Source organism: Shewanella sp. SR43-8 (genome assembly GCF_014163775.1).
GTDB lineage: Bacteria > Pseudomonadota > Gammaproteobacteria > Enterobacterales > Shewanellaceae > Shewanella > Shewanella vesiculosa.
In genome coordinates, this window is sequence record NZ_JACJDX010000005.1 from 46,944 (window position 1) to 67,852 (window position 20,909).

Consider the following 20,909-nt stretch of genomic DNA (forward strand, 5'->3'; position numbering starts at 1 on the left):
CGATATATCCCCTCATAAAGCGACTCATAATGGGCTATTTAATCGTTAAAACACGTCGATTTTGATGCCGAAATACAGCGATTTAATGAAATCGTGTTAATCTTCACACTTGGATCAGTGCTAAAAGTCGACTTATTACATACAATAAAATCATCACTCGTTTTGTATTAAATATATTCAGCGACTTAGCTGAGCTGGTTTACCATAAGGTGTCTTTTACTGATGAAATTAACGGCTCAAACTCACATAGAGAAAATGGCATATGAGCTGCGAGATCATGCTCATGCCGTGATCAAAAATGTGCTGTTAATGTCTAATATTTCAACCTTATCACTTCAGCTAGCTATGCGTGAGCTGGCGCAACATAGTCGAGTCTCATTGCATTTTCATCCCGATCAAATAGATAACCGAGGCCTCACTGTCGTTGATGGTTTATTACGTGATGGCGTGTATAAAAGCCAGTTTGAAACCCACGTGTCTAATGGTCATTTATCACCCGAGTTAGGTGGGTCTCGTGACCATTGGGAAAACCAATTATTTGGGCACTGTTATTCTGGCATTAAGAATCGACCTAAATATGGTGCGTTAGATTTTGGTTTATGTCCGCTAGGCCCAGCACCTCGCTTTGGCAGCTGCTATTTAGTCACTCATCCTCAAGTCTTATCACGATGTACTTTTAGTTACATGGACTCTTATCGATTGCCTAAAGAAAAGGGCACCATAAAGTGTTTTGACGCGATTCTAGCGGCATTACTCAGCGAAAGTTTTGAGCGTCAATATGCCTTGGGGATTTCAGGGCTTAAGCCGAGTAAGCTGATTGACTATTTTAGTCAGCATTTGACTGATGACATGAGCCACCGTTTTGACAAGGTGCCTAGTGGGAATTTAGACCATTATATTGAAGCTCAAATTCACGGCACTGTATCGCTGGATCAAGATATTGCTATGCTAGTGGCGGATCCCTCCTTTAAAGGGACGGCTATTGGTGATTCATTGATTGCTTTGTGCCATGAATACGAAATTGAATTGTATTGGCATCAAGGGCGGCAAATCAATGTTGCGCAAGTACCCGATGATTTCCGTGGTGCTGCTATGCCTATTTTGGCTCAAAGCATTGCTGAAGATGAGTTAATTAATGCAGAAATTATTGGTCGCGCGGCCTATCAATTGCAAAAAAAACCAGCTTCGTGGAGTGAGCGTGGAGCACATTCAAAAAAGCGACAAGACCTAAAGTTACTTTGGCACGTATTAGTAAAATATGGCCAGAGTCGTGATCAATAGTCGTGCTCAATAAAGGGGGTTACCCACAGTAACTTACCGTCACCATTTAGTCTTTCTGTTTGCTTGTAAGCCGTGTCATGTTATTGCTCATGCTTGTGATGAGCATAGTTATGTTGACTTGCAATCCATCGGACTCTTTTTAAACGATATACTTTATTGAATGGAATACGTTTTAGTCACAATGTCGCTAAATTTAATCTTTACATAAGCCTTTATTAGCAAAATGTGAATCAGATAACATTTACACTGCTTTAAGTGTTAACTCAGCGCCAGTACTGCGATACTGCGTGCTTAAAGTGGTCATCGATAACGCTACCGGAGTTTCATGGACAAGTCGTTAGAAAAGTCATTAGCCAAATGGCTCAAAAGTCAGCAATCCTCTTGTGGTATTTTCCTCAAATTATCTGTGTTGTGTGGCGTGCTAAATGGCATCGCAATCGTGGGGCAAGCCTTGTTTATTGCGCAAATTTTGCAGGGGGTGATTATTGATATGGTCGCTCCCGCAGCACTGAGTCGTGAGTTCTTTGCACTTATCGCTTTGTTATTAATTCGCGCATTGTTAGCACAAGTACGTGAACGGATAAGCTTTGAGGCCGGTAAACGTTTACGTGAAGACATACGCCAAGCCGTACTTAATAAGTTAGTTGCCTTAGGGCCAGTATTTATTAAAGGAAAACCTGCTGGTGCTTGGGCAACCTTAGTGTTTGAACAGGTTGAAGATTTACATGACTTTTATGCTAAATATCTACCGCAGATGATATTATCCGGGTTTATTCCTTTATTGATATTAGTGTGCGTGTTTCCGCTAAATTGGGCCGCGGGGATCATTTTGTTGGCCACCGCGCCATTAATTCCGCTGTTTATGATTTTAGTTGGCATGGGTGCGGCTGATGCCAATCGTAAAAATATGCAGGCGTTGTCGCGTTTAAGTGGCTACTTTATGGATCGATTAAAAGGGCTGCAAACCTTAAAGCTGTTTAATCGTGGTGAGGCTGAGTTAGTTAATATTGAACACGCCTCGGAAGATTTTCGAGCTAGAACTATGTCGGTATTACGCTTGGCTTTTCTTAGTTCAGCGGTTTTAGAGTTCTTTGCTGCGGTGTCGATTGCGGTATTGGCGGTGTATTTTGGCTTTAGTTATTTAGACCATTTAGATTTTGGTCATTATGGCGTACCCATTAGTTTATTTACCGGTATGTTTGTGCTCATTTTAGCGCCAGAGTTTTATCAACCACTGCGTGATTTAGGCACTCATTATCATGCCAAAGCTCAAGCCATAGGTGCTGCTGAAGCGCTGGTCGAGTTGCTTGATTATCAAGTCAGTACACCTACTAATGTCGAATCTACCTCAGAAACTATGGCTTTTTCTGCTAGCAGTATCAGTATTCAAGCTATTGGCGTTGAAGTGTTTAGCCTAGATGGCCAGCGTTTAGCTGGGCCGATATCCTTTACGTTACCAGCTGGTGAGCAGTGGGCGATAGTTGGCCCCAGTGGCGCAGGCAAAACCAGTTTGCTTAATGCCTTACTAGGCTTTTTACCTTATCAAGGCTCATTACTGATTAATGGTCATGAGTTATCACAGCTTAATGTGGCGCAATGGCGTCAACATCTGGCTTGGTTAGGCCAAGACCCGCAATTATTTCATGGCACTGTGAGAGAAAACGTTGCTTTGGCCAACCCACAATTGAACGATGAACAGATTATGGCGTTGCTTGAACAGGCCAATATCAGCGAGTTTGTTATCCAACATCCATTAGGGCTCGATTTAGTTATTAGTGATCAAAGTGCTGGCGTATCGGTAGGCCAAGCGCAGCGTTTTGCTTTAGCTCGGGCGTTAGCGCAACCAGCAAAGTTATTTTTATTAGATGAACCGACAGCCAGTTTAGATACTCAAAGTGAGCAATCGGTGCTGGCCGCCTTAAATACCGCGATGCAGTCGGTAACGGCATTAACTGTGACCCATAAATTAGACGATTTACACAGTATGAATTGTGTTTTGGTGATGGAGAAAGGATGCGTTGTGCAACAAGGCCATGTTAATGATTTACAACAGGTTGACGGCTTATTGTCGCAAATGATTAATCAACAACAGGAGGTGTGCTAATGTCGCAACCCGTTGACGCCACCCCGCGCAGTATTATCCAAGTATTACGCCCTTTTGTTGCTTTGTTTCGCCGCCAGTGGTTGATGATGTTAGTCGGACTGTTACTCACATTTATCACTTTACTGACAGGGATTGGTTTATTGTCATTATCTGGCTGGTTTTTATCTGCCAGTGCTGTAGCGGGATTGACGGTAGTAACCGCGCAAACGTTTAACTTTTTTACTCCTGCCGGAGGGGTGCGATTTTTCTCTATCGCCCGCACGGCAAGCCGTTATGGTGAGCGCTTAGCCACACATGAGGCAACCTTTAAATTGTTGACCCAATTGCGTGTTTGGGCATGGAATAAATTGTTGCCTTTGAGTGCGGCTAACTTACAAAGTTTACGCCGCGGAGATTTACTCAATCGTTTAGTGGCGGATATTGATACCTTAGATCACCTCTATTTACGCCTGCTCACTCCAATGGCCGCGTCCTTGATGATGATTGGCACTTTGTTGGTATTTCTTGGATGGTTTGATAGCCATTTAGCCTTAAGTTTATGTGCCTTATTACTGGCCGCTTGGCTTATCTTACCACTGGTATTTTATTATTTAGGTAAGGCACCAGGACAAGTACTAATGCAGGCACAAAGGCAATATCGAATAGAGTTGCTTGATGTTATTCAGGGGCAAGCTGAGCTAAGTATATTTGGCGCTAATCAGCGCTATTTGGCTGAGCTTGAGCAAGCACAGCACAGTTTATTTAGCCAGCAAACGACGATGGCCAATATCACTGGCTTAAGCCAAGCGTTATTGATATTAATCAATGGCACTGCCGTTGTGCTTATGTTGTATTTTGCAGGTCAAGGTGTGGGTGAGCTCTCGCCTCCAGGACCTTTGATGGCGCTTATGGTATTTGCCACTATGGCCAGCCTTGAAATGATGATGCCGATAGCGGGTGCATTTCAACATTTATCAAGCACAGTACTTGCCGCGCGAAGGGTGACTGAAATTACTGAGCAAACACCGAGTGTAGTATTTAATCTTAATAGTGATTTGCAAGCCTATCATGGGGCCTTGCAGATCACTGATATTCACTTTGGTTATCATAGCCATTCTCCGGTGTTGCAAGGCTTAGATTTGAGCATTCATGCCGGTGAGAAAGTTGCTATTTTGGGCCCTACAGGGTGTGGTAAATCAAGTTTATTGGGATTGATTACCCGTGATTGGGCGGCGCAGCAGGGAGCGATTACGCTTGATGGTCAACCAATAAGTGACTATAGCGATATTAATTTACGGGCAGCAATGACTGTTGTAAGCCAACGTATTTATCTGTTTTCCGGTACCTTACGTGACAATTTAGCTTTGGCGTTGCCGTACTTACAAGGCGAAGCCAAAAAAGCCCATGATCAACGTTTTATTGAAGTATTAGATAAAGTGGGCCTGCAAACCTTGTTGCAAGGTGATACACCATTAGATTGCTGGATAGGTGAAGGCGGCCGGCAATTATCCGGTGGCGAACAGCGCAGAATTGGCGTAGCTCGAGCACTATTACGTGATGCACCTTTGTTACTGCTAGATGAGCCGACAGAAGGACTTGATAAGCGAACTGAGCGTGAGATTCTTAAAGTGTTACTCGATTTTGCTCAGCACAAAACGCTATTAATGATCAGCCACCGTTTAACGGCTTTAGAGCAAATGGATGCCGTGTACCTGTTAGAACAAGGCCGATTGATACGGCAATCTAACTGATTCACGTTAGGTTATTGTTGGGCTTAAATGTTATTCGGCATTCACTATACTCTTTCATTTTACTGGTGTTTTGCGCGGATATGTTAAGGGGAATACCTTAATTGACCATAGATTTAAGGTGAGTATTTGAGCCTAGGATTGTGGCCACCAAGCCGCGTGACCAAGTTTGAATGTACAAACCATTTTGACATTAAAATTACATAAATTGTTTTATCCTGAATGATAAATTGACCGGGTTCACATTTTTGCTATTCAGTTATGTTTCAAAATTACAGTCCTCGCCCGGAGTGTGATCTTAGTTACTATATTAGTAGTTGCAAACATATAACATTAGCTATCGAATATTTTTAGATGGTGAATGTGATGGCTGGTGTTACCAATCCAGTAATAACTATTAAGCGCGGACTTGATATCCCGATTGCTGGAGAACCGCTGCAGCAAATCGATGACGCCCCTAAAACGACCCAAGTTGCGTTAATTGGTGAGGAATATGTGGGTTTAAAACCAACGATGTTGGTTGAAGTCGGCGATATGGTCGTCAAAGGCCAAGTGCTGTTTGAAGACAAGAAAACCCCTGGCGTATTATTTACCGCGCCTGCAAGCGGAGTTGTTTGCGCGATTAATCGCGGAGACCGTCGCGTGCTGCAGTCGGTGGTGATTGATTGCGATGCTAAGCAAGATCCTGCCATTATTCTTGGATCAGTAGATATTCATGCGCTATCAAATCAAACCGTTAAAGACGGTTTAGTTCGCAGTGGTTTATGGACCGCGTTACGGACACGTCCTTTTTCTCGCGTACCTCAATTAGATGTCGCTCCTGCTGGTATATTTGTTACCGCTGTTGATACTAATCCTCTGGCGCCAGACCCACGGGTCATCATTGCCACTCAAGCACAGGCTTTTCAAGCAGGATTATTTGCCTTAACGTTTTTGACAAGCGGTCAAGTGTATTTATGCCAAGACGATGGTGCCTCATTATTAGCTGATGCAGCTAGCGAATACGACTTATCAAAAGTGAGTGTGCACCGCTTTAACGGCGTGCATCCGGCCGGATTAGTCGGCACCCACATTCATTATTTGTTACCCGCCAGTATTGAACGCCAAGTATGGCATGTGGGTTATCAAGACGTGATCGCCTTTGGAAAACTGTTTTTAACTGGCGAGCTGTATACCGATCGCATCGTGGCATTAGCTGGCCCTAACGTGTTAAAACCACGACTAGTGCGCACCCAAATGGGCGCCAAACTCAGTGAATGGGTTACAGATGAAATTAATCAACAACAATCACGGATAGTGTCGGGTTCAGTGTTGTCTGGCCATACCGCGGTAGACGTTTATGATTATCTTGGCCGATTCCATAATCAAATCAGTGTCTTGACTGAAAATGAACGTCAAGAATTGTTGCCTTGGGTTCGCCACGATAGCAGTAAGTTTTCGCTTACCGGCATCATGATGTCAGGTTTTAGTCATACCAAAAAACTCTTCGATTTTACCACCCATGCTGGTGGATCTCCGCGCGCAATGATGGCCTACGGCCAACTCGCCCGCGTAATGCCATTAGATATTTTACCCATCTTATTAGTACGCGATTTAGTGGTGCGAGATACCGATGAAGCGCAATTGCTTGGCGCATTAGAACTCGACGAAGAAGACTTAGCCTTGTGTACCTTTGTGTGCCCAGGAAAATATGATTTTGGCAAAGAACTTCGTGCTTGCCTAGATATTATCGAGAGGGAAGGTTAATGAGTCAGCAACAGAAAAAGCCCAGCAAACAAGACAGCTATTACGCTCATGGCGACTCGATGCGCAGCTATTTACGCTCATTGTGGATCGCCAATGGCCGCAGCACCAAAGGTGATGTGCATATTCGTGATGCTATTGATGTTAAACGTACTATGCACATTGTGGGCATGTGTTTATTCCCTGCCATGTTAGTGGGTATGTACAACATTGGCCTGCAAGCTCAAATGGCTATTATTGCCGGGGCAACACAGCCGGATGTATGGCAACTTGCCTTTTATAACTTATTGTTCGGCCCACTCACAGAAAGCGCAGGCTTGATCAGTTTGTTCGCCTATGGTGCCAGTTTTTATGTGCCATTTTACTTAACGGCGTTGGTGGTCAGTTTGATGTGGGAAGTGGTGTTTGCCAAAGTGCGCCGCCAAGAACTCCACGAAGGCTTCTTTATCACTGCGTTATTGTTCTCACTCATTTTACCGATATCAACACCTTTATGGATTGTGGCTTTAGGTCTTAGTTTTGGGGTGGTCGTGGCCAAAGAAATGTTTGGTGGCATGGGGTATAACTTTTTAAACCCTGCGTTAGCAGGCTATGCGTTTATTTATTTTGCATATCCAACAGAGGTGGTGGCGTTAGGTCAGTTTGTGGCCGTTGATGGCTTTTCTGGTGCCACCACATTAACCCTTACCGCGGCAAAAAAATTAAGCTTTATCGATGTGAGTTGGTTTAGTGTGTTGACCGACACCAGCTGGTGGAATGCCTTTTTAGGCTTTACTCCAGGTGCAGTTGGTGAAACCAGTACCTTAGCCATTTTAATTGGTGGTGGTATTTTATTACTGACTCGCGTAGCTGATTGGCGTGTGGTAGCTGGTGTGATGCTGGGAATGATCATTACCGTGGTGCTGTTTAACTACTTTGGTTCTAGCCGAAATCCGATGGCGGCAATGCCGTGGACATGGCACTTAGTCACTGGTGGTTTTGCATTGGGAATGATGTTTATGGCCACCGATCCAGTAACGGCATCATATACCCGTAAAGCCAAGTTTGCTTATGGTTTTATGATTGGTTTTATGACCATTATTATTCGCTTACTGAATACAAAAATGCCCGAGGGCATTATGTTGGCTATTTTGTTTACTAATTTGTGGGCACCGTTATTCGACTACTTAGTCGCACGTGCCAATATTAAACGGAGACTAAAACGTCATGGCCTTTAAGAAAGATAGCATCGCTGGAACAATGGTTTTTATCATCATTTTAAGCCTAGTTTGCTCATTTATGATCACAGGTACCGTTGAGATTTTAAAAGAGCGTAAGTTGGCTAAAAAGCGTGAAGAAGTGCAGCAGTTTGTGTTAAAGGCAGCAGATATCGACATTAGCCAAGGTGACTTTAGTGAATTATTTGCTCAACGAGTGAAACCTAAGATGGTTAACTTAGCGACCGGCAAGGTCACTGAAAAAGCCAATTTACTCGATTTTGACGAACGCATGGCATCGATTAACCCAGAAACGTCTATCAAGCCGAAAAAGGATATCGCCAAAATTAAAACCATGGCGACTGACATTCGTATTTTTGAGGTGTATGACACTAATGGTCAACTTGCCAGCATTGTTATGCCGATTTATGGCAAAGGTTTATGGTCGATTATTTACGGTTATATGGCGATAAAACCCGACTTAAACACTATCGAAAATATCGTGTTTTATGAACATGGTGAAACCCCTGGTATTGCAGATTTCATTACCGACCCACAGTGGTTAGCTTTGTGGCAAGGTAAAAAGCTATTTGATGATAAAGGTAAAATTGCCATTAAAGTGATTAAAGGCGGCGCCAAAGACGGTGACATTCACGGTATTGATGGCGTAAGTGGTGCTACTCGTTCAGGTGTTGGCATTCAGCGCTTAGTCGAGTTTTGGTTTGGCGTAGAAGGATACCAAACCTATCTACACACGTTAGCTGCGGAGGGTAAGTAAATGAGTAATACCACTTCAACTCGCGAGATCCTGACATCACCTATTTTTGCTAATAATCCAGTGGCAATGCAGGTATTAGGTGTCTGTTCGGCTTTAGCGGTCAGTAATTCGATGCAAACCGCATTCGTCATGACACTTGCTGTGACCTTTGTGTTGGTATTTTCTAACTTGATTATCTCCAGTATCCGCAATTTTATTCCTAATAGTGTACGGATCATTGCGCAAATGACGGTGATTGCCTCGTTGGTGATTATTGTCGATATGGTGTTACAAGATGTGGCGTATGAATTGTCAAAACAGCTGTCGGTGTTTGTCAGTTTGATCATCACTAACTGTATCATTATGGGCCGCGCAGAAGCCTTTGCCATGAAACATCCTCCTCACTTAGCCGTATTTGATGCCTTGGGCAATGCCTTGGGTTATGGCTTAATTTTAATGGGAGTAGCGTTTATTCGTGAGCTTCTGGGTCGTGGCAGTTTGTTTGGTCACAGCATATTTACCACTATTGAAAATGGCGGTTGGTATCTTGCCAATGAGATGTTCACTTTACCACCCAGCGCGTTCTTTTTAATTGGCGTGATGATTTGGGTCATTAAAATCATTCAGCGTAAGCGCGGATAAGGAAACAGCATGGAACACTATCTTAATTTATTTATCCAAGCGGCGTTTATCGACAATATGGCGCTGTCATTTTTCTTGGGTATGTGCACTTTTTTAGCCGTGTCGAAAAAGGTTTCTACTGCATTTGGTTTAGGCGTTGCAGTGATTGTGGTCATGGTGCTGGCAGTGCCATTAAACCAAATTATCTACGTCAATATCTTAGCCCCAGGCGCATTAGCTTGGGCTGGGTTTCCTGAGCTGAATTTAAGCTATTTACAGTTGATTACCTTTATTGGGGTAATCGCTGCATTGGTGCAAATTTTAGAAATGTTTTTAGACCGTTATATTCCAACGTTATATCAGTCATTGGGGATCTTTTTGCCGTTATTAACGGTGAATTGTGCCATTTTCGCAGGGGTCATTTTTATGGCTAACCGAGACTATAACTTTACTGAGTCTGTGGTATTTGCGGCGGGTTCAGCTGTGGGTTGGGCGATGGCGATTGTGTTATTAGCGGGATTGCGTGAGCGAATGAAGTTTCATGCTATTCCTGATGGGTTACAAGGTATTGGTATCACCTTTATTACCACCGGCTTGATGGCTCTGGGCTTTATGTCATTTGCGGGCATTACGTTATAACGCAGTAAAGAGAAGGGTTATTTAATGGAAATGGCAATAGGTATTGGCATGTTTACCATAGTGGTAAGTTTGCTAGTGGTGGTAATTTTAGCTGCCAAAAGTAAGTTAGTGAACACTGATGATATTACTATCAGCATTAATGGTGATGCCAGCAAAAGTGTACGAACTCCTGCGGGTGACAAGCTATTAGGCGCATTATCTGGGCAGAATATTTTTATTCCATCGGCTTGCGGTGGTGGCGGTACTTGTGGCCAATGCCGCGTGAAAGTGAAATCCGGCGGTGGTGATATTTTAGCAACTGAACTTGATCATATTACTAAAAAAGAAGCCAAAGATGGTTGCCGATTAGCTTGCCAAGTCACAGTGCGAACCGACATGGATCTTGAGGTTGATGAAGAGATTTTTGGGGTTAAAAAATGGCAATGTGAGGTTATTTCAAATAATAACCAAGCGACATTTATTAAAGAACTGTTATTAAAAATCCCCGACGGTGAAGAGGTATTATTTAAAGCAGGTGGCTACATTCAAATTGAAGCACCGGCTCATGAAGTACGTTATGCCGATTTTGATATTCCAGAGGAGTATCGTGGTGACTGGGTTAAGTACCGTTTGTTTGATTTAGTGTCTACCGTTGATGAAGACGTATTACGGGCTTATTCAATGGCCAATTACCCCGATGAAAAGGGGATGATAATGCTAAACGTGCGTATTGCAACGCCGCCTAAAGCAGGTATGGCACCAGGTAAAATGTCGTCGTATATTTTTAATTTAAAAGCGGGCGATAAGGTGACCATTTCTGGCCCATTTGGTGAGTTTTTTGTCAAAGAAACTGATGCTGAAATGGTGTTTGTTGGTGGTGGTGCTGGTATGGCACCGATGCGGTCGCATATTTTTAATCAGCTAAAAAGTGTCAAAACCAAGCGCAAAATGAGCTTTTGGTATGGTGCTCGTTCAACTCGTGAAGTGTTCTATCAGCAAGATTTTGATCAACTAGCCGCTGAAAACGACAACTTTGTATGGCATGTTGCTTTGTCTGATCCACTTCCTGAAGATAACTGGACGGGGTATACCGGCTTTATTCATAATGTGTTATTCGAAAACTACTTAAAGCAGCATAAAGCGCCAGAAGACTGCGAATTTTATATGTGTGGCCCTCCGATTATGAACGCATCAGTGATAGCCATGCTAGAAAGTTTAGGTGTTGAGTCGGAAAATATCTTACTTGATGACTTTGGCGATTAGTTGTTGTGTGATGAGTGCCTTATGGGGCAATCTTGTGCAGGCTTGTGGCGTAAAAGACTGGTTTAATAACCCACTCGTTAATCACCCACTTGTTAATAATCAACTCGTTAGTCACAGAGTACTCATATTGACGCGCTAATAAAAATCCCCATACTGTTTTAACAGTTTGGGGATTTTTAGTCATAAAGGTAAACAAAGGATTATCGTTCAGAACATGCTAAACGCATCACCTCGGCTTTGCTAAAACTAAGTACGTTACCGTTTTGTTCAGTAAGCAGTAAATTTTCGCGAGCATAACGCTTAATCGTAGTAGGGCTTTTGTCGAGTATTTCACAGACTTCATTTAAGGTTAAATCGTTATCATCACTCATGCTCATTCTCCTTACGTTATGGTTATCTTTACCCGTTACGTTATTAACATTGAACAACATGTGTATTAACTTGTCATAAACGTACCTAGTTGTCGAGAGTAGTCTTAATAACGATGCATCATGGCATTATTGATGATCTGAGTCGCAGGGGCTACCTGAGGCTTTAACGCGACCTGATACATCGACTCTGCGACCATTTTCGCATCAATGGGTTGATATTGACGAAGAGGTCCGATAAATAAAAATGATAGGCTACCAAAAATGGTTTGGCCAATATCTTCCAGTAAACGCCTATTCGTTCGCGGTCCTAATAATAAGCTCGGTTGAAAAATATTCAGAACGGGTAAGGATAATGCCTTCAGTGCTTGCTCGACTTCACCTTTAATTCGATTATAAAACACAGTTGATTTAGCGTCCGCGCCCAATGCGGTTACCACCATAAATTTAAGCGCAGGATTCGCTTGTGCTTGGCAGAGTTTCGCAAAGGCTACTACGGCTAATTTATCGACTTGTATAAAGGCCTCTTCACTGCCAGCTTGTTTGATTGTGGTGCCCAAACAGCAAAATGCATGATCAACTTTTTCGTCCAAGGTAAGCTCATGTAACTCATCAAGTTGGCAGCCAATAAACTGCACCTTTTGCTCACCAAATTGGTGTTCTACTAAATTAGGTTCCGAACGGCCAATGACCAAGACTTTACTGTACTGTTCACTTTCAATGATGCGAGTTAACAAGGCATTACCTACTAACCCCGTCGCACCTATAATTGCTGCAATCATATAATCCTTTAGAAAGCTAAACACACTGGCTAAACTCTAATCTGTCGTCTTAACGGTTTCAATAAGAATATTTTAATCGTTATTATTGTTCGGTTTGCTCACACAATATTAGCCCCCTAAACGTGAGCGTTGACTCGAGAGGGTTAAGATTTTTAGCCTATTTAGCTGCACGACCAAATCTAGATTGATTTTATGGGCGTGATGCTTGGAGGGCTATTTGTCTGGGGGGAGTACTCATTGTGCCTAAGTGCGGTTATTAAGATGGCCTTGAGATAACCCATGGCATAATGAGTCGATAAAAAAAGCGCCCAAAGGCGCTTTATAAGCAAACATCTCACTCAATTAACTCACATCAGTCATATAACGATGGGGTGTCTTCGGTTGGACGAGTTTTAAAACGACGATGTAGCCACATATATTGAGCTTTGTTGCGGCTAATCAGCTGTTCAATAATCTGGTTACCACGAATGGCGTCGTCTGTTTCATTGTCGCCAGGGAAATTATCTAAAGGCGGCATGATTTCAAGGGTGTAGCCTTTATCATCGCTATTACGTTCAACAAAAAAAGGCACCACATTGGCTTTACCGAGTCTTGCCAGTGACGTTGCGCCTGTAATTGTGGCGGCATCGGGTACGCCAAAAAAGGGGATAAATACGGCGCTCGAACGACCAAAATCTTGATCGGCGGTGTACCAAATAACATCAGGACTGCGCAAACTGCGGATCATTTGTCGAACGTCACGTTTAGGCACTAAGCCTTTGTTTGAACGTAAGCGACCTTTAACTTGTAAGTATTCCATCACCGGATTGTTATGTGGACGATACACGCCAATTCCCGGAGCAAACTGGCCAAATATTCGCGCGCCCATTTCAAGTGGTAAACAATGCACTGCAAATAAAATCACCCCTTTGCCATTGTCTAAACTTTGGCTAACATGCTCAGTGCCTTTAATAGTCATGTGTTGTTGCACGCGTTCGTTTGACCACCACCATGCGTTAATGGTGTCAAATACCGCTTTACCGGTTTCTTCAAAAGTCCGTTCAAGCAGTTGCTGTTTGTCAGCATCGCTCATATCTGGAAAGCATAAATCGATATTACGCTTAGCGGTGTGGGTTCTTCCGGCTGCCACTTTCATGACTAATCGACCAATACCACGGCCGATTTTCATTTGCCAAGACAGAGGTAATAGCAAAGTTAAACGCATTAAACCGACGCCAAACCACATAGGCCAGTGTTTAGGATGATATAAATCAGAAGAAAATTCGGCTTTCTCGACCACGGACAACTCGTCTAGTTCACAAAAATTATTTGTTATTCTACCTCATATTTTGATGAAAATTAGGTACAATCACGGTTAAATTTTACAAGACAGCGAATACACCATGAAGGTTTCTCTCCCAGCTTTTGAAAATGCGCGCGTTTTAGTGATTGGCGATGTGATGTTAGATCGCTATTGGGTAGGCCCTACGGGACGCATTTCCCCCGAAGCCCCTGTACCTGTTGTTAAAATTAATCAAATTGAAGATAGACCCGGCGGCGCCGCCAACGTGGCATTAAACATTGCGACATTAGGTGGACATGTCCAGTTAGCGGGCATTGTCGGTCAAGATGAAACCGCACAAGCATTAACCCAAGGGGTAAAAGTGTTTGGCGTTGAACCGCAGTGGTTAACGGTAGCAGACAAGCCGACGATTACTAAATTGCGGGTATTGTCACGTAATCAGCAGTTGATCCGCTTAGATTTTGAAGAGCAATTTGATAAAGCCACGAGCCAAGCATTATTCGCCCAAAGCGAAGCCATTTTAGATAATATTGACGTATTGGTGCTGTCAGATTACGCCAAAGGTGCTATCGATGAACCGAAAGAGTTTATCGCTAAAGCTCGTGCTAAAGGGGTAACCGTTTTAGTTGACCCTAAGGGACATGATTTTGCCCGTTATCATGGCGCATCATTAATTACGCCAAACATGAGTGAGTTTGAAGCGGTTGTTGGTAGCGTTACTAGCGAAGATGATTTAATCGAAAAAGCCCAAAAACTGATTAAGTTACACGATTTTGGCGCGATTTTAGTCACTCGTTCAGAAAAGGGTATGACGTTAGTGTCGCAAGACCAACCAGAATTGCACATCCCAACCGTTGCCCGTGAGGTTCACGATGTTACGGGTGCAGGTGATACGGTGATTTCTGCTTTAGCAACTTCGATTGCCGCAGGTGCAACTTTGGCGCAAGCTTGCGCGATTGCCAATACTGCCGCAGGTGTGGTTGTGGGTAAGTTAGGTACATCAACGGTAAGCCGTATTGAACTGATTCAGGCACTGGCGCTTAATCATGGCGAGTCTGGCTTTGGCGTAATGACTGAAGATCAATTAGCTTATGCCATGGATCAGGCCCGTTTACGCGGTGAGCGCATTGTCATGACCAATGGGTGTTTTGATATTCTCCATGCTGGCCATGTGAGCTATTTACAACAAGCCAAAGCCTTAGGCGATCGTCTTATCGTGGCTGTGAATGATGATAGCTCGGTAACACGCTTAAAAGGCCCTGGACGTCCGGTTAACCCTGTTGATCGTCGCATGGCTGTGTTGGCGGGACTCGCATCGGCAGATTGGGTTGTGCCATTCTCTGAAGATACACCACAACGGATTATTGCGCGCTTGTTACCCGATGCATTGGTTAAAGGTGGCGATTATAGAGTGGAAGACATTGCGGGCGGGGCTGAAGTCATTGCCGCTGGCGGTAAGGTTGAGGTGCTTGGATTTGAAGATGGGGTGTCCACTACTGCCATTATTCAAAATATTATGTCACAAAAGTAGTCGATGCTTAGATACTGGCAAGGGGCATTACTCAAGTTATTAAGCTGTAGCCTTGCTTGCGCAATGTTATTGGTTTGTCACTTTGTTAATGCCGGCCAGCTAAGTGTCAGTCAATCTGTGGCGATAGACCCTGTCATCACCACTCAGATCAGTGCAGTAGATAGTTTGGCGGATCAGACGATTCGCCAAGCTTATTTTACCCCCGTCGCCTCCAAACAAGCACTCGTGTGTTATTTACCTGCTCTTGAGCTGTGTGTCGGGTTACTGCCTGCTTCATTACAACAACAAACGGCTTTTTCTGTTGCCAATATTCGCCGCGAGATTGGGCGTAAAAGTGCGATGGTACTGGTTGCTGAACATGACACTGTAGCAGGGGTTATTGTGATTAATCGTGCTAGAGACATGCTCGAGCAGAGTGGCTCTATTGGTCTAGTCACTTATCAATTACCATTAGTGAAACAAGCCCAATTAACCTTGTGGCATGAAATAGGTCATTTATATAATATTACCTTGCAAGGCACTATTTTACCTTCCTCTTTAAGCGAATATCAGCATGAGTGGCTAGCCGATTTGTACCTTCTGTGGCAGATTGCGCAGCATTATCATCAGCTCGACTTAGCTTGGCAGCAGTTTCATCGACGTAATCTGGCACTTATTAATGACAGCGGTAATTTGTCACATTGGAGTGCACCACAACTTCAAATAGTGCTCAGCCATTATAATGCCCAGCAATTGCTCGATTTTACTCGCTATGAAGATTTTATCACCGCAGTTTATCCATTAATGCCGCTATGGTCTACGCGTGACATGGGCGAGTTTTCTAGCTTGGTCCAACGTACTTTTAGCGCAGTTCAGTCTCTACCTGGGTATATATTTTGGCGTCAACCCGAACTCATCCAAGTGTTGTCACCGACTTTGGATCGTTTAATGGGTAAGGCTGAATCCCAGCGATGGTTGAAAAATCAATTCTCAACGGTAAAGTAGTTTGTAAACGCTTATTGCGCCTATTTTTTACCGTATGCAGTTCATTCTATAGTGTTTTCTAATAACCTTTGATTTTAAAGAGGTAAATAAATCGTTATCGCGATAATGTTCTGTTTTATCCTGTCTATCTGGATATTGTACGGTTAAATATGTTGTAAATTTGCTAATTCATAGCAGAATTTTCTAGTTTGGTCTGGTAAGCTCTTGCACCAAAAATAATTAGAGAGACCAAGTTTATGGCCAAACGTTCGCGAGTTGAAACTGAGTTAACCGTTAACCAAATTTTAGATGAAGCCTTTAAACAAATACTCACGATTGGTTTTGAGGCGATGTCGTATACCACGTTGTCTGCTGCCACCGGGATCAGTCGTACGGGTATTAGTCATCACTTTCCTCGTAAAACAGAATTCCTAGTGCGTTTAGATCAACGTATTGGGCAGTTTTTTATTGAAGGACTCGATTTCTCTTCGCTAGAGGTATTAGAGCAATCATGGGGAGAAGTGATGCAACAACCTGATCGAAAAGCAGTTTTACAACTGTTTTTCAGTTTATGTGCCAGTACTGATCAAAACATCAAAAAGCTAAATTCGCTTAATGTTGTGAGTGAGGTTGCTATGAGTCATTTTGCTGAGAAAGGACGCCAATGCGTTGAACAACTTATCGGCAGTAGTGCATTGGTTTTATTGCAAGATGGCAGCGTAGATTAACAATAAGTCATACACAATATTTGACTAAGTTGTTATATGCACCAAACGTTTGGCTATTTAAATTTTTACCCTGTTAGTAACAAATCGATGTTCAAATTGACATTATGATCAATACCGCATCGAAACAACCATCCCGTATTGGCATCTGAGCCTTCAATATACTGAATCGAGCAGATATCATTACGGTATGGTATTTCTTCTACGATGAAGTTACTGTTTATTTATGCCAGCTTCTGCTTTCGTATCTGTCACACATGTCTTGCGCTTTCTCGTCATCAAACTCACGTAATCCACTTAATACTAATGTTTTTACGCCGCTACCGATAACCTTGCCTTCGCTTTGCAGTTCAAAGGTAAGGGTAACATCACCACGCTTACCATCAATGACTAAGTTTTGCTTAACCAAATGCAAACTGATGGTACTGAAATCAAAGTTATCTAAATGAAAAGACATACTTTCATAAATGACTAATGGACGATCAGGGTTAATCATTACCTTGTATTGCTTCATCATTGGCACAAGTACATGAATAAAATTTAAGCCTGAAAAAGCCACATAGCTTTGAATGAATGCGGCCGTTTGTATATCGCATTTACACACTTCACCTTGACGTTGAATATGCAGATATTCTTTACCTTTGGTGTCACTAATACTAAATTTTTCGCCAACACTCTTATCAACGTGAAGTTCAACATTGTCACCTACCATGCCAGCAAACTTAAATTGCATATTTTGGCTTAAGCCATATTGGGTCAGCACGAGGGCAAACAATAAATCGCCCGGTACGCAAAAACGTTTAGCGCCCACATCATGGATAGGATTAAAATCGCCAGCGATTTTTTTTGCGAAGTCACTGGCTTGTTGAGCCGAAATAAATACGCTTTGATCTTGCTTGGTAAAATAAGGTGATAAAAACATAAACAATAATTCTTATTGGTCAGTTGCCTGCTGTCGCATATGGTATTTGTTACTCAACATTCAGTAACAAGAAAGCGAAAGCGTAGGGCAAGCAAAGTAATTAATAAAATCAGTAGTTGAGCGAGAGTTTACTGTAAAACGCCAAATACACTCACCCGATGACTATGTCGATAGCCAGATTAGGCTAAGCATGGTAACGGTTTAAGATGGCTTTTAGTGACAGATAATAATGCATTTCCATATATATCAATTCCTTACCTATTTTGTCCAGTTAGGCTTTTGCGTTGAACTCATCTTTTAAGTCAGCAGCATATCCTAGTCGCATAAGATTGGCTTATTTAATTAACTTGCACGCTTAAGCGAATTGAGATTAATCATCCTCATGTTAAGGCTTAAGTTACCAAGGCTCGCTACTTTGAGCGTCGTATTTACCAAAATAAGAAGTTATGTTTGCCGTCTTTTTTAATACTGTACATGGCTTTATCAGCCTGCTCGCAAACATTCGAAAAATGGTCTAACTCATCAAACAGACTGATACCAATACTGAGGCCAATTTTAATGGTTTCTCCCTCTAATTCTATGGGGTGTTGATAATGTGATAACAATGTTTTAGCCATGGTTGTTAATAATTCAACGTTATTGGAATGGGCTAAAATAACAAACTCATCACCACCAAATCGAGCAACATAGTGATGTTGAGACTGGGCGCTATCAGTAGTACTAAAAATCTGCTCACATACCTGGCAAATATGATCTGCGACATGGACTAATATGCTATCGCCATATCTGTGTCCTAAGCGATCATTAATCATCTTAAAACCGTCTAAATCGATGAAGCAAAGGGCGCCCTTATGGGGAGGGTTAGCTTTTCTTCCTTGCTCAAATACTTCGATGAGAGCATTTCGATTGAGGAGATGAGTTAACTGATCACGATGAGCTCGCTTAGCGAGGTCTTCCTCGTAACGTTTTTCTTTAGTGACATCAATATGGGTGCCCATAATGCGCAGCGGTTTACCGTCAATGTCATATTCAACAATACGGCCACGGTCAGAAACCCAAGAAACACTGCCATCTTTGTGTATCATCCGGTGCACGGCGTGATAGGTTTCGGCTTTACCTGCAACATGGTTGTCAAAGGCCTGGATAACCCAGTTTTTATCTTCAGGGTGGAGATTGTTTTTCCAGCTGTCGATATGGGCGGGCAGCTCTTCGCGAGTAAAACCGAGGAGGTGTCCCCATTGTTGATTAAAAATAGTTAAATTGCCTGTGGGAATATGTTGCTCCCACAAACATAAGCCAGTGCGATCAAGCGTGGCACTGAGTTGTTCGTTTACTCGTTTATTCAATAGAGTAAGCCGATTATTTTCATACTCTAATTGCTTGATTTTTTGCTCTTGTTGCGCAAGTTCAAGCTGTAATTGAGTAATGACGTCCTGCGGTGTCATCAATAATCCTATAGAGTCTAATCGTTCTAGTTTAGCGGGTTCTTAAACAAAAAAATACCAGCAAGCTGCTGGTATTTTAGCATTAAAAGATAACCTTATAAGGCTTTAAGAATCGCCTCAACACTGTCCTTAGCATCACCAAACAACATTTGCGTATTGTCTTTGAAGAACAATGGATTTTGTACACCGGCATAACCCGTGTTCATTGAACGTTTAAAGCCAATGACATTTTGTGCTTTCCATACTTCTAATACTGGCATGCCCGCGATAGGGCTAGTTGGATCTTCCATCGCTGCGGGGTTAACCGTATCGTTGGCACCTATGACTAGCACAGTATCAGTACTGCTAAAGTCTTCGTTGATTTCGTCCATTTCCAGCACTATGTCATAAGGCACTTTAGCTTCTGCAAGAAGTACGTTCATATGACCAGGTAAACGACCTGCTACAGGGTGAATACCAAAGCGCACTTTTATACCTAACGCTCGCAGCTTTTTAGTGATTTCAGCTACAGGGTACTGAGCTTGAGCCACTGCCATGCCATAGCCAGGGGTGATAACGACGGTATCAGATGCTTTTAGCATATCAGCGACATCTTCAGCGGTTGTTTCACGGTATTCGCCAACAGTGTCATCGCCTGAAGAGGCAACACTGTCATTACCAAAACCACCGGCAATAACTGAAATAAATGAGCGGTTCATTGCTTTACACATAATGTAAGACAGAATTGCACCCGACGAGCCCACAAGCGCACCGACGACAATCAGTAAGTCATTTGATAGCATGAAACCGGCCGCTGCTGCTGCCCAACCTGAATATGAGTTCAGCATAGACACCACAACTGGCATGTCTGCACCGCCAATTGATGCGACTAAATGCCAACCAAATGCAAACGCAATTAATGTCATCAGAATCAGTGGTGTGATTGCACCGCCAGCTTGAACAAATAGCACCATCAGAATAAACGACACCACAACAGCCAATAAATTTAATTTATGACGATGCGGCAGCATTAATGCTTTTGATGACACCAAACCACGTAGCTTAGCAAAAGCCACAATCGAACCTGTGAAGGTGACTGCACCAATAAAGATACCTAAAAACACTTCGACCAAGTGAATGTTAAGCATGGCGCCGGTTAAATGCTGTGTTTGTTGAGCTTGACTTGCTTGGGCAAATGCCGCTTTTGCGGTTTCGAGCGTAGTGTTGAGATCTTGCCCCATAACGACGACAATTTCCGACACTTCATGTGGCTGAATATCAATAAAGCTATTAAAGCCAACTAATACTGCCGCTAAGCCCACAAAGCTATGCAAAATAGCCACTAGCTCTGGCATTTCAGTCATTTCAACTTTTAATGCTAAGCGAATACCAATCGATCCACCAATAACCATGGCAAGAATAATCCATTCTACGCCGCTTGTAGCAGGATTGAGGATGGTGGCAATGAGTGCAATCGCCATCCCGATAATGCCAAATAAATTACCATTCTTGGCGGTTTCTTGTTTTGATAATCCAGCTAAGCTGAGAATAAAAAACACCGCGGCAATGATATAAGATGCTGTAACCAGTCCTTGAGACACG

18 protein-coding genes are annotated in these 20,909 nt (G+C 42.9%); 12 read left to right on the top strand and 6 right to left on the bottom strand.

All coding sequences use genetic code 11. The features are described from left to right. The first annotated feature begins 222 nt into the window (after positions 1-222). The 9 genes from H5114_RS07640 to nqrF all read left to right on the top strand — a co-directional run bounded on the left by H5114_RS07640 (position 223) and on the right by nqrF (position 11,310). A complete protein-coding gene (locus tag H5114_RS07640; RefSeq protein WP_124015408.1) occupies positions 223-1,281 on the top strand; it encodes a DUF3626 domain-containing protein in 1,059 nt (352 codons plus the stop codon). A 325-nt stretch (positions 1,282-1,606) separates the two neighbouring features. Beyond that, the gene (locus H5114_RS07645) at positions 1,607-3,385 is read left to right on the top strand and encodes a heme ABC transporter permease/ATP-binding protein CydD (protein ID WP_182722606.1); all 1,779 of its coding nucleotides are present in this window, start codon (positions 1,607-1,609) and stop codon (positions 3,383-3,385) included. Between the two features lie 35 nt (positions 3,386-3,420). Beyond that, complete coding sequence (locus tag H5114_RS07650; RefSeq protein WP_182722727.1) at positions 3,421-5,115, top strand: heme ABC transporter ATP-binding protein/permease CydC; 1,695 nt, start codon at positions 3,421-3,423, stop codon at positions 5,113-5,115. Positions 5,116-5,478: 363 nt separating this feature from the next. Then, positions 5,479-6,858, top strand: coding sequence for a Na(+)-translocating NADH-quinone reductase subunit A (locus H5114_RS07655; RefSeq protein WP_182697601.1), 1,380 nt, complete (start codon positions 5,479-5,481; stop codon positions 6,856-6,858). Beyond that, positions 6,858-8,072, top strand: coding sequence for an NADH:ubiquinone reductase (Na(+)-transporting) subunit B (locus H5114_RS07660; RefSeq protein ID WP_124015411.1), 1,215 nt, complete (start codon positions 6,858-6,860; stop codon positions 8,070-8,072). Before H5114_RS07655 ends, H5114_RS07660 begins: the two co-directional genes overlap by 1 nt. Further along, positions 8,062-8,829 carry a Na(+)-translocating NADH-quinone reductase subunit C gene (locus H5114_RS07665; RefSeq protein WP_182722607.1) on the top strand — a complete coding sequence of 256 codons (768 nt, stop codon included), beginning with the start codon at positions 8,062-8,064 and terminating at the stop codon, positions 8,827-8,829. The genes H5114_RS07660 and H5114_RS07665 overlap by 11 nt, the downstream gene beginning before the upstream one ends. Beyond that, complete coding sequence (locus tag H5114_RS07670; protein WP_124015413.1) at positions 8,830-9,450, top strand: NADH:ubiquinone reductase (Na(+)-transporting) subunit D; 621 nt, start codon at positions 8,830-8,832, stop codon at positions 9,448-9,450. It begins immediately after the preceding gene. A gap of 9 nt (positions 9,451-9,459) precedes the next feature. Beyond that, entirely contained in the window at positions 9,460-10,068 is a 609-nt protein-coding gene (nqrE, locus tag H5114_RS07675; RefSeq protein WP_124015414.1) for an NADH:ubiquinone reductase (Na(+)-transporting) subunit E, read from the top strand. Between the two features lie 24 nt (positions 10,069-10,092). Further along, positions 10,093-11,310: an NADH:ubiquinone reductase (Na(+)-transporting) subunit F gene (gene nqrF / locus H5114_RS07680; RefSeq protein ID WP_182722608.1), complete on the top strand. Its 1,218-nt coding sequence runs from the start codon at positions 10,093-10,095 to the stop codon at positions 11,308-11,310. Positions 11,311-11,510: 200 nt separating this feature from the next. Here the strand turns inward: nqrF and H5114_RS07685 are convergent, their stop codons facing one another. The 3 genes from H5114_RS07685 to H5114_RS07695 form a co-directional block, all read right to left on the bottom strand. Continuing rightward, the gene (locus H5114_RS07685; protein ID WP_124015416.1) at positions 11,511-11,681 is read right to left on the bottom strand and encodes a helix-turn-helix domain-containing protein; all 171 of its coding nucleotides are present in this window, start codon (positions 11,679-11,681) and stop codon (positions 11,511-11,513) included. A 104-nt stretch (positions 11,682-11,785) separates the two neighbouring features. Next, positions 11,786-12,460 carry a nucleoside-diphosphate sugar epimerase gene (locus H5114_RS07690; RefSeq protein WP_182722609.1) on the bottom strand — a complete coding sequence of 225 codons (675 nt, stop codon included), beginning with the start codon at positions 12,458-12,460 and terminating at the stop codon, positions 11,786-11,788. A 352-nt stretch (positions 12,461-12,812) separates the two neighbouring features. After that, on the bottom strand, positions 12,813-13,739 hold the full coding sequence (locus H5114_RS07695; RefSeq protein WP_182722610.1) for an LpxL/LpxP family Kdo(2)-lipid IV(A) lauroyl/palmitoleoyl acyltransferase: 927 nt from the start codon (positions 13,737-13,739) through the stop codon (positions 12,813-12,815). Between the two features lie 103 nt (positions 13,740-13,842). On the opposite strand from H5114_RS07695, the gene hldE reads away from it, so the two are divergent. The 3 genes from hldE (at position 13,843) to H5114_RS07710 (ending at position 16,964) form a co-directional block, all read left to right on the top strand. After that, the gene (gene hldE / locus H5114_RS07700) at positions 13,843-15,273 is read left to right on the top strand and encodes a bifunctional D-glycero-beta-D-manno-heptose-7-phosphate kinase/D-glycero-beta-D-manno-heptose 1-phosphate adenylyltransferase HldE (protein WP_182722611.1); all 1,431 of its coding nucleotides are present in this window, start codon (positions 13,843-13,845) and stop codon (positions 15,271-15,273) included. A gap of 3 nt (positions 15,274-15,276) precedes the next feature. Next, positions 15,277-16,257 carry a hypothetical protein gene (locus tag H5114_RS07705; RefSeq protein WP_182722612.1) on the top strand — a complete coding sequence of 327 codons (981 nt, stop codon included), beginning with the start codon at positions 15,277-15,279 and terminating at the stop codon, positions 16,255-16,257. A 236-nt stretch (positions 16,258-16,493) separates the two neighbouring features. After that, positions 16,494-16,964: a TetR/AcrR family transcriptional regulator gene (locus H5114_RS07710; RefSeq protein ID WP_182722613.1), complete on the top strand. Its 471-nt coding sequence runs from the start codon at positions 16,494-16,496 to the stop codon at positions 16,962-16,964. Between the two features lie 217 nt (positions 16,965-17,181). Here the strand turns inward: H5114_RS07710 and H5114_RS07715 are convergent, their stop codons facing one another. The 3 genes from H5114_RS07715 to pntB form a co-directional block, all read right to left on the bottom strand. Next, entirely contained in the window at positions 17,182-17,883 is a 702-nt protein-coding gene (locus tag H5114_RS07715; protein ID WP_182722614.1) for a DUF3581 domain-containing protein, read from the bottom strand. A gap of 428 nt (positions 17,884-18,311) precedes the next feature. Then, positions 18,312-19,328: a sensor domain-containing diguanylate cyclase gene (locus tag H5114_RS07720; protein WP_182722615.1), complete on the bottom strand. Its 1,017-nt coding sequence runs from the start codon at positions 19,326-19,328 to the stop codon at positions 18,312-18,314. 95 nt (positions 19,329-19,423) lie between these two features. Further along, the gene (pntB, locus tag H5114_RS07725; protein WP_124015424.1) at positions 19,424-20,908 is read right to left on the bottom strand and encodes a Re/Si-specific NAD(P)(+) transhydrogenase subunit beta; all 1,485 of its coding nucleotides are present in this window, start codon (positions 20,906-20,908) and stop codon (positions 19,424-19,426) included. Position 20,909: the final 1 nt, after the last annotated feature.

Bases quoted from the DNA above. Each gene is read 5' to 3' on its own strand.
- H5114_RS07640 (WP_124015408.1), top strand. From the start codon at position 223: ATGAAATTAACGGCTCAAACTCACATAGAGAAAATGGCATATGAGCTG.
- H5114_RS07645 (WP_182722606.1), top strand. From the start codon at position 1,607: ATGGACAAGTCGTTAGAAAAGTCATTAGCCAAATGGCTCAAAAGTCAG.
- H5114_RS07655 (WP_182697601.1), top strand. From the start codon at position 5,479: ATGGCTGGTGTTACCAATCCAGTAATAACTATTAAGCGCGGACTTGAT.
- H5114_RS07660 (WP_124015411.1), top strand. From the start codon at position 6,858: ATGAGTCAGCAACAGAAAAAGCCCAGCAAACAAGACAGCTATTACGCT.
- H5114_RS07665 (WP_182722607.1), top strand. From the start codon at position 8,062: ATGGCCTTTAAGAAAGATAGCATCGCTGGAACAATGGTTTTTATCATC.
- H5114_RS07670 (WP_124015413.1), top strand. From the start codon at position 8,830: ATGAGTAATACCACTTCAACTCGCGAGATCCTGACATCACCTATTTTT.
- nqrE (WP_124015414.1), top strand. From the start codon at position 9,460: ATGGAACACTATCTTAATTTATTTATCCAAGCGGCGTTTATCGACAAT.
- nqrF (WP_182722608.1), top strand. From the start codon at position 10,093: ATGGAAATGGCAATAGGTATTGGCATGTTTACCATAGTGGTAAGTTTG.
- H5114_RS07685 (WP_124015416.1), bottom strand. From the start codon at position 11,681: ATGAGTGATGATAACGATTTAACCTTAAATGAAGTCTGTGAAATACTC.
- H5114_RS07690 (WP_182722609.1), bottom strand. From the start codon at position 12,460: ATGATTGCAGCAATTATAGGTGCGACGGGGTTAGTAGGTAATGCCTTG.
- hldE (WP_182722611.1), top strand. From the start codon at position 13,843: ATGAAGGTTTCTCTCCCAGCTTTTGAAAATGCGCGCGTTTTAGTGATT.
- H5114_RS07705 (WP_182722612.1), top strand. From the start codon at position 15,277: ATGCTTAGATACTGGCAAGGGGCATTACTCAAGTTATTAAGCTGTAGC.
- H5114_RS07710 (WP_182722613.1), top strand. From the start codon at position 16,494: ATGGCCAAACGTTCGCGAGTTGAAACTGAGTTAACCGTTAACCAAATT.
- H5114_RS07715 (WP_182722614.1), bottom strand. From the start codon at position 17,883: ATGTTTTTATCACCTTATTTTACCAAGCAAGATCAAAGCGTATTTATT.
- H5114_RS07720 (WP_182722615.1), bottom strand. From the start codon at position 19,328: ATGACACCGCAGGACGTCATTACTCAATTACAGCTTGAACTTGCGCAA.